Source organism: Cytobacillus massiliigabonensis, from assembly GCF_900199725.1.
GTDB classification, from domain to species: Bacteria; Bacillota; Bacilli; order Bacillales; family Cytobacillaceae; genus Cytobacillus; species Cytobacillus massiliigabonensis.
Genome location: NZ_LT904904.1, coordinates 1,319,396 through 1,331,633, shown reverse-complemented (window position 1 = coordinate 1,331,633; position 12,238 = coordinate 1,319,396). Strand labels below are relative to the sequence as shown.

The following is a 12,238-nucleotide window of genomic DNA, read 5'->3' as shown; positions in this document are numbered from 1 at the left end:
TCTGACGAGACACAGATTTTATGTCTGTAGCAACATGGCACGAGGAAGATGGTTATAAACATAGCCGTGTTTGAAGAAGACCAGAAATTGAAAATAAGGTACCTTAGAGTTCGATTCGAAACAAGCAAGCAGCGTATTCATGCTACTTTTGTTTGTGTAAAAAATGTGTAGAAACATTCCGTTTTTTATCCTTTTCTATCGCATTCTCAAAAAAAAAAAAGCACCCAAACCCTTAATTCTAAAAGATTTGAAGTGCTTTTCAGTTGGTTCAAACTTATTCTATTTGAACATTGATACGTCCCAGGAGAGATTCGAACTCCCGACCGTACGCTTAGAAGGCGTATGCTCTATCCAGCTGAGCTACTGGGACAAAATAATATTTAAAAGTATTTCAAAGACAAGTTTTATTATATAAGGCAAATAATTAAAAGTCAACACAAAAAATAATATTTTTTGTTAGGGAAGCCTTTTTAGCTTCCCTAACAGTATATGCTGTTCAATCACTTTTTGGAAGTGTAAATACTTGTGTTAACTTATCTAGTTTCCCATGTGTAAGGTCATGAACATAAAGTTTCATTTCATTCTGGCTTACTTCAAGAATAACAAATGTCTTTTCTATTCTTCCCCTTGGCAGCCTAATACTCCCAGGGTTGATATACAGTATATTATCGATCATTTCTGCCCCAAGGAAATGAGAATGCCCGAAACAGACAATTTTCGCGGCCATTTCTTGCGCACGTAAGGAAAGATTTAATAATGTGGATTTAACTCCATACCGATGGCCATGTGTAACAAAAATGCGATGACCGCCAACATCTTTAACTATATCTTCAGGAAATGTTCCAATAAAGTCACAATTTCCCTGAACAACTACGAAGTTTTCAAGCGCTTCTTCATCAGCCTGCAGCTCTGAATCTCCACAATGGATCATCATCTGTACTTCATGTTTATAGCGAGCCTTTATTTCCTGCAGCTCTTCCGTTAGTCCATGACTATCACTGACTATTAATATTTTCACTTTTTTTCAGCTCCAGCTAAAAGAGAAGGCAGCTCGCTTTCTAATTTACAAAGAGCATGTGCACGGTGACTAATTTGTGCCTTTTCTTCTGGTTCCAGCTCTGCCATTGCTTTTCCTTTCTCGACTGCAAAGAATATCGGATCATAGCCAAATCCGTAGGATCCCCTTTTTTCTCGTAAGATTCTTCCTTCACAAGTCCCTAAGACAGTAAACGTTTCCTTTCCTGGAGAAGCAACTGCAAGGGCACAGTAAAATCTTGCATGCCGTTCGTTTTCAGGAACATTTTCAAGCTCTTTTAGGACTTTTTGCATATTGGCTTCATCGCTTTTTTCTTCTCCTGCATATCGAGCAGAAAAAATTCCAGGTCTCCCATCCAATGCATCAATTGCTAGCCCTGAATCATCGGCAATCACCATTCTGCCAAGAACTTTAGAAATCGTTTCTGCCTTTAATATCGCATTTTCCTCAAAGGTTGTTCCTGTCTCTTCTACATCCTGTATATCTGGAAAATCCAGCAGCGTCTTTACTTCAAAGCCGAGCGGCTGGAACATTCGTGCAAATTCCTTTGCTTTTCCTTGATTCTTTGTTGCAATAATCACTTCTGACATTCTTTTATGCACCTTCCCTTATTTCTCTTTTCTTGAGTTAATTTTACTAGTAATTTCTTCTCCGAGCGCTTCTTTCTGAATTTCAAATAATTGGACAATTCCATCCTGTCCAGCTTTTAGCAATTCTTGAAGCTCACTGTAAGAAAAAGTCGCTTCTTCGCCTGTTCCTTGCAATTCTACAAATTCTCCATTTCCCGTCATAACAATATTCATGTCAACATGTGCTTTTGAATCCTCAAGATAATTTAAATCGACAACGACTTGCTTATTTTCTAAAATCCCGACACTTGTTGCCGCTAAGAAATCTTTAATTGGATATTTTGCAAGTTTTTTTGTTTTGCTAACTTTTTCTAAAGCGAGTGCCATGGCTACGAATGCACCTGTAATCGATGCTGTTCTTGTGCCTCCATCTGCCTGAATGACATCACAATCTAGCCAGATCGTTCGTTCTCCAAGTGCCTCAAGATCAACAACTGCACGAAGAGCTCGTCCAATTAAACGCTGGATTTCCATCGTTCGTCCGGTAATTTTTCCCTTAGCTGATTCTCTAATGTTCCTTGTTTCTGTTGCCCTAGGGAGCATGGAGTATTCAGCCGTTATCCATCCTTTTCCTTCCCCTCTCATAAAAGGCGGCACGCGGTCATCAATACTTGCCGTACAAATTACTTTTGTATTTCCAACACTGATTAAAACAGAGCCTTCAGGATGCATTAAATAATTCGTTTCAATATGTATAGGTCTTAATTGTAGCTGTTCACGTCCATCTGCACGCATGGGATGATTCCTCCTAAATAGAAATGCTGAAGCTAGTCAGCCTCTAACACAATAAAGAAGAGGTGGCAGAAAATGCCTCCTCTTTTACTTATTCCTATAGTATATCAAAAATCAAATGATTAATAACTACCTGTGTTTACTTTTTCAGGACGAGTCACAGGTTCTGTCAGTTTTTCACCATCTTCATTCACTAGCTCTGCTTTTCCATCAACCGTTATTGCAACACTTTCAATGTCTTTTTGCTCAGTTAATGACAGGACTAATGCTGTCAATAAATGTTCAGAAATTATTTTTTCCTCACTGCTGTATACAGCTTCGTTAAAGTTCAAAGTAATTTTTCCATTTTCAATTTTCGGGTCATCTAATAGCTTTACTTCCGGTAAGAACACACTGTCAAGATTCGACACATAGCTTGGTCCCTTAATAAGTTCGTTAACGACAGCCTTGTAATTATTCTTCTCATTATTGGAGACACGTTTTGTGACGGGAACATAATAATAGGAGCCTTCACTTCCACCGATATAATAAACCGTAACAGGTCTTGTATTGTTCATATCAAGTACATCTTTTGTATCTAGATTAATTCCATTTTCTCTGCTATATGATTCCCCAATAGGTGTTCCGCCAACAGGCATTTCTTTTAGGTCATTTCCATTCAATTGAAATTTAACTTTATCAACAGAATCAAATTGAGTTAAAGTCCATGTAACAGCCTGAAGAATCTTCGTTTCTTCCTCCACTTGATAATCTTTAAATTCCTTGGAGAAATCTACCGTTGCAACTTTATCTTTAATATTAACCGATAGCTTTGTGTCAGCTGGCAGTACCGCCATGAAATCATTTGGAAGCATTTCTGTTACAGGTCCGCCCTTTACAAGATATTCAAGTGCTTGTGTAGCAACTGATTCTTTTTTGGGCAATTCCAATGTTTGCGGCACAACTAAGCCTTCCTTATTGATCAAGTAGAGCTCCGTTTGAATCGTACCTGTTACAGCTTCATCATTTCCTGCAGTGTCCGTCCCAATCTCTGTATTGGTTGTTTCCCCAGATAAGGCTGATTCATCATCCGTATATGTTACCGACGATTGGGGCGGATCGATTTTTTCTTTTCCACCGCTCCCAAACAACCCGCATCCAGACAGCAAAACGGATGAGACTATGACTGCAGACACGATTGTTGATTTTTTATTTATGGACATATTTAATCCCTCCAAAGACAGTTTGTACTAACATGTATACGAGCCTATTTGTAAATTAGACCGTCTTCGGAGAAAAAAATTTGATTTTTCAAAGCCCACTTTTTCTATATAAATATAAATTGTCGATCTGATTATTGAACAAACCTTTATGTGCGAAGTAATAATCAGCGCAGTGAAATTAGACCGACATTTACAAACTGGAAGTGAGCAGATGATCATGCATGTTTTTATAGACCATTCTTTACTAGAACTGCTTTAATTGAAAAATAGTCAATTTCTTCAGGCAGTTCTTCTTTAATCGGTTTAAGCTTTTCTGTCCCCACTTTTTGGACTGCATCTAATATTAGAGCTTCTGTTTGGTCATCAAATATTTCTTGCCAATTAATTTCCTGCCCCTCCCGAAAGGCTCTCAGGATATGTTCTTGAATCGTAATTGGAGAAAAATTACGCGCTTTCGCAATTTCATTAATTGACATTCCATCCATATAAAATTGGTATGATTGCAGATAGCTTGGCACATCTGATTTGTCCTGATTCTTCAAAGGAGTTCCCTGTTCTTCCTCTGGAATTCTCTTTTCCATTTCGATTTTATTCTCAGCCATATAATTTTTGATTTCTTCTATGAAAAATACTCCATATTTTTCATATTTCATTTGGCCAACACCTTTAATTCTCAGCATTTCATCTTTCGCTGTGGGATAATACTGGCTCATTTCTCTTAAAGCTGTATCTGCAAAGACAACGTATGGCGGGACCTTTTCCTGATCCGCCAGCTTCTTGCGAAGTGCACGAAGAGTAGCAAATAAATCGCTATTTTCTTCATTTGCAGTGACAGATGCATGAATCGTTGTTTTCATATAAAGCTTTTCCTGTTGCTTTAATACTGGCAGCGATTTCTCACTAAGCTTGATAACCGGATACTGACTGTCAGTCAATAGCAAATAGCCTTCAGCAAGCAAATAGTTAATGATATCACTTATTTCTTTTTCCTTATAATGTTTTAGCAGCCCATATGTTGATAATTCATTAAATCTCAGATCTTTAATTCGTTTATTTTGCGAGCCTTTTAAAACTTGAGCAGTAAGCGTAACACCAAATCGCTCACCCATCCTTTTAATGCATGAAAAGATCATCAAGGCTTCTTTCGTAATATCTGCTTGTTCACGTTTATCCTTGCAATTGCTGCATTTCCCGCAAGCCTCCATTTGACTATTGTCATCAAAATACTCAATAATATAGGATTGCAAGCATTTTTCTGTATGGCAGTAGTTCACCATTTGCTTTAATTTATTGTACTCCTGTTCCCTCTTCTGAAAATCTAGATTGGATTCTTCAATTAGAAACTTTTGGAGCTGAATATCTTGTGGGGAAAAAAGCAAATAGCATGCACTTTCCTCTCCATCTCTGCCAGCACGTCCTGCCTCCTGATAATAAGCTTCAATGTTACGCGGAATGTTATAATGAATGACAAACCGAACATTTGACTTATCTATTCCCATGCCAAATGCATTTGTCGCAATCATTATATCTGCTTCATCATAAACAAACTCATTTTGTGCCTGTTTACGAGCTTCTTCTCCCAGCCCAGCATGATATTTTGCAACAGGATGATTCAATGCCTTTAAATGATTGTATAGCTGATCTGTCTCTTTACGGCTAGATGTATAAATAATTCCTGATTCATTTGGATGTTTTTTTATAAACTGACTGATAAAATCTCTTTTATTCATACCTTTCATAATATGAAAAGCTAAATTATCTCTTGCGAAGCCGGTGATAAAACTATCTGTCTCTGTTATATTTAATAGATTTCGAATATCATCTGCTACATCCTTTGTTGCAGTAGCTGTTAAGGCAGCAATTACTGGTTTTTTATTTAATTTGCTTAAATTCATAACAACTGAACGGTAGCTTGGTCTAAAATCATGTCCCCACTGTGAGATACAATGTGCTTCATCAAATACAATCATTGAAATATCTATTGAATTAAGCATCTCTAAAAAGCTCTCAGATTCAAATCTCTCAGGTGCAGCATAAACGAGCTTGAAATGACCTTGGCGTATCCCATTCATTCTTTCCTGATATTCCTGGCTTGTAAGTGAACTATTAATAAATGTGGCATCTATATTTGCCGCTAATAATGCATCAACTTGATCTTTCATGAGAGAGATTAATGGAGAAATAACAACAGCAAGACCTGGGAGCATAAGTGCAGGGATTTGGAAGCAAAGGGATTTTCCGCCTCCGGTTGGAAGGATACCAAGCGTATTGGTCTGTGCCAATAAATTGCGGATAATCTCACCTTGGCCTGGACGAAAGGAGGAATAACCAAAATATTGCTTTAAATAATGTTCAGCTTCATTCAACAAATCTATCACCTTATTCTTATTCATTTTCTCTATTCTATCATGAATCTATAACAAAAAAACCTTCAGCATGAAGGTTTTAAAGCGTAATTTTCTTCACATTTATTGCAGGCAGCTGGAGCCATTCAGAAGCAATCTTTTTAAAAATTGTTCTTGAGCCTGTCGTAAAAAAATGATGCTCTGCTTCATTCTCGCTTGAATTTAGCATCCCATAATGAGAGAGAATGGCACTAGCTTCTCTTGCGGTCTCCTCACCAGAGCTAATTACTTTTACACGATCCCCCATCACATGCTGAATCGGCTGTTCCAGCAGCGGGTAGTGCGTGCATCCTAAAATTAAGGTATCTAACCCATTATTCAAAAGTGGCTGAAGCGTCTCAGTTACAACTTTTTTAGCTAAAGGACCCCCATACTCTCCACTTTCAACAAGCGGAACAAATTTAGGGCATGCAAGGCTATGCACGACTGTCTTTCTGTTAATTTGCTTTAACGCTTCTTCATATGCACCGCTTTTAACTGTACCAACCGTTCCAATTACGCCAATTCTATGATTTTCTGTCTTTTTAATAGCCGCTCTCGCTCCGGGAGAAATTACGCCAATGACAGGAATGGAAAGCTCATTGCGAATTTCATCGAGCACAACAGCTGTTGCTGTGTTACAAGCTATTATGAGCATTTTAATTTTTTTCGTTAATAGAAATTGAGTCAATTCCCATGTAAACGCTTTTACTTCCTCACCAGGTCTTGGTCCATATGGACAGCGAGCTGTATCGCCTAGGTAAACAATATTTTCATTCGGCAGCTGACGCATTACTTCTTTCGCTACAGTCAGCCCTCCGACACCTGAATCAATGATGCCAATTGGTTGTTTCAAACTTACCGCCTCATTCTCCGCGCATATCTTGGTGTAATTTCATTAAGTTAGTTTTTAGGAGCTGAACTTCTTCATTTGAAAAATTAACCAGTACCTCTTTTAAGTATAGCTGCCTTTTTCTTATCACTTCATCGATAATCCGCTCTCCCTCTTCAAGAAGATGGATGCGCACGACTCTGCGATCATTTGGGTCTTTCACCCGTTTTACAAGCGTATTCTTTTCCATCCGATCAACTAAATCGGTTGTTGTACTAAATGCAAGATACATTTTATTAGAAAGCTCGCCAATTGTCATATCTCCATCTTCAAAAAGCCATTGCAGAGCAACAAATTGGGGTGGAGTAATTTTATAATTACTTAAAATTTCGCGGCCTTTTTGCTTAATAATTCCTGATATGTATCGCAGTTCTTTTTCAATTACTGCCACAAAATCTACTTCTTCATTAATGATCACATCATCCAGCTCCATTAGAAACAACTCCCATAATTGCTTTACTAATCATCTATATCATAAAAAAAATACTTCTCTTTTTCATTTATTTTCGCCTTTTTTCGAGCAAATTTCAAGGAGAAATACATTCAAAAATAATTCCAGCCAAAAATAATTTTAACCGGCATCCAATAAAATGGATTGCCGGTCTAAATTAAAGTTCTAGCTCTCCCATTCGAAGGAGCTCTACAACAGCTTGTGATCGCCCCTTAACACCAAGCTTTTGCATGGCATTCGATATGTGGTTCCGAACTGTTTTTTCGCTAATAAACAATTCACCAGCGATTTCTCTTGTTGTTTTATCTTGTACTAACAGTTCGAATACTTCTCTTTCTCGTTTGGTGAGTAACGGCTTGTGAGTATATTCGTTCTCCTTCAAGTATTGTAACCCTCCTTGCCTTTCGCCAGCTATGAACCGCGGGGTGGGTATATATTTAGTCACCATATCATATGTCAAGCACGGACCCGAAGTGACTGCAATTCCTCCAAGGAGAACGTTTTATTTTTAAAATGTGTGTTTCATGTAATTAAGCTTTTATTTTCTCGTGATTTTCTAGCAATTTTCGCTGGTCTTCAGTCCAAGGTACACCTTTTCCTGCTTTTTTCGACATTTGCACCATCGCTCCTCTGCCTGTAAAGCAAATCGTACCATCTTCCTTTTTGCCCATATAGTGAATATCAACTGAAGATTTACCAATCGAATTTGCCTTCACATATACCTTCAGATTTTCATCAAAAAAGACTTGCTGCAGAAAATCGCATTGGAGATCCGCAACAACAGGGATGGTTTCGTTCATTGGTTTTACCCACTCCTGCATAAACCCTTTAAACTTGAAAAACTCTATTCTTGCCATCTCAAAATATGTGAAAGGGACTGTATTGTTTAGGTGACCAAACATATCTGTTTCTGAAAATCTGACTTTAATTTCATAATAAAATTCAAAATCCTTCTCCCACTCTGCCATATCAGGAATATAATTTATTTTTGACATTTTTCTACCTCCACTTTAAAATGAATGACCATTCATTATTTCTATTATAGATTAATTCGAATTATTTGAAAAGTAGAGCCGGATACATTCTTTCTACAATGCTATTCTTTTTCATATTAAAGGCTATATTTGCTAATACCTCCATATTTGCGCAAAGAAGCGTTGGCTTACAAATATAAATGGGATTTTGCAAATAAAAGCCTAGTTTTGCAATTATAAATGGGGTTTGCAAATATAATCTCAGATTTGCAAATATAAATAAGGTTTGGCAAATAAAAGCTTAGTTTTGCAATTATAAATAGGTTTTTGCAAATAATAGTCCAGATTTGCAAATAAAGTTTCCTTTTCCCATAAAAAAATACCCCGCTCCAATTATGAGCGGGGTATTCCTCTTATTATACCTGATCGCTTCCGAAGAAGTTCTTAAATGATTGAAACGTTGCATCACGGTTTACAGCCGCGATGGAAGTTGTAATTGGAATTCCTTTTGGACACGATTGAACACAGTTTTGTGAGTTACCGCAGCCTTGCATTCCCCCGTCTTCCATAAATGCATTTAAGCGTTCTGCCTTATTCATAGCACCTGTTGGATGTGCATTGAACAAACGCACTTGGTTGAAAGCAGCTGGTCCAATAAAGTCAGATTTGCTATTTACATTCGGACATGCTTCTAAACATACGCCACATGTCATACATTTTGATAATTCATATGCCCATTGACGCTTTGGTTCAGGCATACGCGGTCCTGGACCAAGGTCATAGGTTCCGTCAATAGGAATCCAAGCCTTTACCTTTTTCAAGGAATCGAACATGCGGCTTCTATCAACCTGTAAGTCACGGACAACAGGGAAGGTACGCATTGGTTCTAAGCGGATTGGCTGTTCAAGCTGGTCTACAAGTGCTGTACATGATTGACGTGGCTTGCCATTGATTACCATTGAGCAGGCACCGCAAACTTCCTCTAGACAGTTCATATCCCAAGAAACAGGAGCTGTTTGATTTCCTTTCACATCTACCGGGTTACGTCTGATTTCCATTAACGCTGAGATGACGTTCATATTCGGACGATAATCAAGTTCGAACTCTTGTTGGTAAGGGGCAGAATCTGGATTATCTTGACGAGTTATTATAAAGCGAACTGTTTTTTTGTCACTCATCATTACTCTCCCTTTCTATTAATGTTTTTTTGTATAGTCACGTTCACGTGGTTTGATCATGCCAGTATCGACCTCTTCATAGTGGAAGGCCGGAGCAGAGTTAGCATCAACGAACTTTGCCATCGTTGTTTTTAAGAACTCTTCATCGTTACGTTTAGGGAATTCTGGCTTGTAATGAGCCCCGCGGCTTTCATTACGGTTATAAGCACCAATTGTAATAACACGTGCCAATTGAAGCATATTTTGCAGCTGACGCGTAAAGAATGCACCTTGGTTGCTCCATTTTGATGTATCATTAATGTTAATATTCTGGTAACGTTCCAACAGCTCAACAATTTTTTCATCTGTTTTAAGAAGTCTATCATTATGGCGTACAACTGTTACATTGTCAGTCATCCATTCGCCAAGCTCTTTATGAAGAACGTACGCATTTTCTGTTCCGTTCATTGACATAATCTTATTCCATTTATCTTCTTCCTGCTTAACAAAACCGTCAAATACAGAAGAAGAAATATCTTCAGCACGCTTATTAAGTCCCGCCATGTATTCCAATGCCTTTGGACCTGCAACCATTCCTCCGAAAATAGCTGAAAGCAATGAGTTTGCACCAAGGCGGTTTGCACCGTGCTGAGAATAATCACATTCCCCAGCAGCAAATAATCCTGGAATATTTGTCATTTGATCATAATCTACCCACAGTCCGCCCATTGAATAGTGAACAGCAGGGAATATTTTCATTGGAAGCTTACGTGGGTCATCGCCAGTAAACTTTTCATAAATTTCAATAATGCCACCAAGTTTAACATCAAGTTCGTGTGGATCTTTATGTGAGAGATCAAGGTAAACCATGTTTTCCCCATTGATTCCTAACTTCTGACTCACACAAACATCGAAGATTTCACGTGTTGCAATATCACGAGGAACAAGGTTTCCGTAAGCAGGATACTTCTCTTCTAAGAAATACCATGGTTTACCGTCCTTATAAGTCCAGATACGACCACCTTCCCCACGGGCTGATTCACTCATTAAACGAAGCTTGTCATCCCCAGGAATCGCTGTCGGGTGAATTTGAATAAACTCACCATTCGCATAATAGACACCTTGCTGATAAACGATTGATGCAGCCGAACCAGTATTAATTACAGAGTTCGTTGATTTTCCAAAGATAATTCCAGGACCACCTGTTGCCATAATCACCGCATCGCCCGCAAATGATTTAATTTCCATCGAAGTTAAGTTTTGAGCAACAACTCCGCGGCAAATGCCTTCATCATCAACAACCGCACCTAGAAATTCCCAACCCTCATACTTTGTTACTAATCCAGCAACTTCATGACGGCGCACCTGCTCGTCCAACGCATAAAGCAATTGCTGGCCAGTTGTTGCCCCTGCAAATGCCGTACGGTGATGCTGTGTTCCTCCAAAACGGCGGAAGTCAAGTAATCCTTCAGGCGTACGGTTAAACATTACACCCATACGATCCAATAAGTGAATAATTCCTGGTGCCGCTTCTGCCATCGCTTTAACAGGAGGCTGATTTGCTAAGAAGTCTCCGCCATAGATTGTATCGTCAAAATGAATCCACGGAGAATCCCCTTCTCCTTTTGTGTTTACCGCTCCGTTAATACCGCCTTGGGCACAAACAGAGTGAGATCGTTTGACCGGCACTAAAGAAAATAGTTCAACCGGAGTCCCTGTTTCCGCAACTTTAATTGTTGCCATTAAGCCAGCTAGACCACCGCCGACAACGATAACCTTACCTTTACCCATTGTGACTCACTCCCTAATACTTAGTAAATCCAAACTTTATCAAAGACCGAACCGAGTTTGATAGTTTTTAATTTTCTATTAAACAAATGCAAAGATCGCACGAATACCCACAATTGAAAGGGCTACAAAAATACCCATCGTTACATAAGTCGAAATTAACTGAGAGCGTGGAGAAATTGTAATCCCCCAGCTTACACAGAAAGACCAAAGTCCATTTGCAAAGTGGAAAATTGCTGACACGACACAAATAATGTAGAACCATAGCATAAATGGATTAGACAAGATATTCTCCATCATTTGAAAGTTTACTTCTGCTCCAAAGGCTGCCTGCACACGAGTCTGCCAAACATGCCAAACAATAAATATAAGAGTTATAACACCAGTTACACGCTGCAGCAGAAACATCCAGTTACGGAAGAAACCAAATCTGCTCGCATTATTTTTTGCGGTAAAAGCAATATAAAGACCGTAAATTGCATGAAATAATATCGGAATGAAAATAATAAACGTCTCTAAAATGATTCGGAACGGAAGATGTTCCATGAAACCAGCCGCCTTGTTAAACGACTCTTCTCCTCCTGTTGCAAAATGGTTCACTACAAGATGCTGAATTAAGAACACACCAATCGGAATAACACCAAGTAATGAATGCAATCTGCGATTAAAAAACTCTCGATTTCCCGCCATGTTTTACCCCCCTAGTTTTTAAAGATGTTAAGGTATCATTTTTCATTTTTAGAAAAATATGTATAAGATTATTCCACCTAAACATCACCATAAAAATGTTACTGCATTTTCTTACAATTATGTGACATGTCCATTTTACTCCCAACACCATAGAGCGTCAAGGAAACGATTACATAAAATGTTCATAAAAAATAAAATTATTAAAATATATTGGTATTGCAAAATTAAAATAAAAAACCTTATTTTTCAATAAGTCGCTATTCATCCTATTTATATTAAAATAGCAATAATTTCCTTGTGCAA

12 protein-coding genes and 1 tRNA gene are annotated in these 12,238 nt (G+C 38.2%); all 13 read right to left on the bottom strand.

The features are described 5' to 3' along the window. Positions 1 to 296 precede the first annotated feature (296 nt). Positions 297 to 370, bottom strand: a tRNA-Arg gene (locus C1726_RS17655). 126 nt (positions 371 to 496) lie between these two features. Then, a complete protein-coding gene (locus C1726_RS17650) occupies positions 497 to 1,018 on the bottom strand; it encodes a metallophosphoesterase (RefSeq protein WP_102274352.1) in 522 nt (173 codons plus the stop codon). Continuing rightward, positions 1,015 to 1,626 carry an XTP/dITP diphosphatase gene (locus C1726_RS17645; protein WP_102274351.1) on the bottom strand — a complete coding sequence of 204 codons (612 nt, stop codon included), beginning with the start codon at positions 1,624 to 1,626 and terminating at the stop codon, positions 1,015 to 1,017. Before C1726_RS17645 ends, C1726_RS17650 begins: the two co-directional genes overlap by 4 nt. 18 nt (positions 1,627 to 1,644) lie before the next feature. Next, positions 1,645 to 2,400 carry a ribonuclease PH gene (gene rph, locus C1726_RS17640; protein WP_102274350.1) on the bottom strand — a complete coding sequence of 252 codons (756 nt, stop codon included), beginning with the start codon at positions 2,398 to 2,400 and terminating at the stop codon, positions 1,645 to 1,647. 119 nt (positions 2,401 to 2,519) lie between these two features. Next, a complete protein-coding gene (locus C1726_RS17635; protein ID WP_102274349.1) occupies positions 2,520 to 3,599 on the bottom strand; it encodes a GerMN domain-containing protein in 1,080 nt (359 codons plus the stop codon). A 227-nt stretch (positions 3,600 to 3,826) separates the two neighbouring features. Beyond that, positions 3,827 to 5,968: a DNA helicase RecQ gene (gene recQ / locus C1726_RS17630; RefSeq protein WP_102274348.1), complete on the bottom strand. Its 2,142-nt coding sequence runs from the start codon at positions 5,966 to 5,968 to the stop codon at positions 3,827 to 3,829. Between the two features lie 76 nt (positions 5,969 to 6,044). Beyond that, on the bottom strand, positions 6,045 to 6,839 hold the full coding sequence (gene racE, locus C1726_RS17625; RefSeq protein ID WP_102274347.1) for a glutamate racemase: 795 nt from the start codon (positions 6,837 to 6,839) through the stop codon (positions 6,045 to 6,047). A gap of 10 nt (positions 6,840 to 6,849) precedes the next feature. Further along, a complete protein-coding gene (locus C1726_RS17620; RefSeq protein ID WP_102274346.1) occupies positions 6,850 to 7,308 on the bottom strand; it encodes a MarR family winged helix-turn-helix transcriptional regulator in 459 nt (152 codons plus the stop codon). Between the two features lie 175 nt (positions 7,309 to 7,483). After that, complete coding sequence (locus C1726_RS17615; protein ID WP_009333184.1) at positions 7,484 to 7,708, bottom strand: helix-turn-helix domain-containing protein; 225 nt, start codon at positions 7,706 to 7,708, stop codon at positions 7,484 to 7,486. Between the two features lie 148 nt (positions 7,709 to 7,856). Beyond that, a complete protein-coding gene (locus C1726_RS17610; RefSeq protein ID WP_102274345.1) occupies positions 7,857 to 8,321 on the bottom strand; it encodes an acyl-CoA thioesterase in 465 nt (154 codons plus the stop codon). A 395-nt stretch (positions 8,322 to 8,716) separates the two neighbouring features. Further along, positions 8,717 to 9,478, bottom strand: coding sequence for a succinate dehydrogenase iron-sulfur subunit (sdhB, locus tag C1726_RS17605; protein WP_102274344.1), 762 nt, complete (start codon positions 9,476 to 9,478; stop codon positions 8,717 to 8,719). An 18-nt stretch (positions 9,479 to 9,496) separates the two neighbouring features. Beyond that, positions 9,497 to 11,248 carry a succinate dehydrogenase flavoprotein subunit gene (sdhA, locus tag C1726_RS17600; protein ID WP_102274343.1) on the bottom strand — a complete coding sequence of 584 codons (1,752 nt, stop codon included), beginning with the start codon at positions 11,246 to 11,248 and terminating at the stop codon, positions 9,497 to 9,499. Positions 11,249 to 11,326: 78 nt separating this feature from the next. After that, positions 11,327 to 11,935, bottom strand: a complete 609-nt coding sequence (locus C1726_RS17595; RefSeq protein WP_102274342.1) for a succinate dehydrogenase cytochrome b558 subunit — start codon at positions 11,933 to 11,935, stop codon at positions 11,327 to 11,329. Positions 11,936 to 12,238 lie beyond the last annotated feature (303 nt).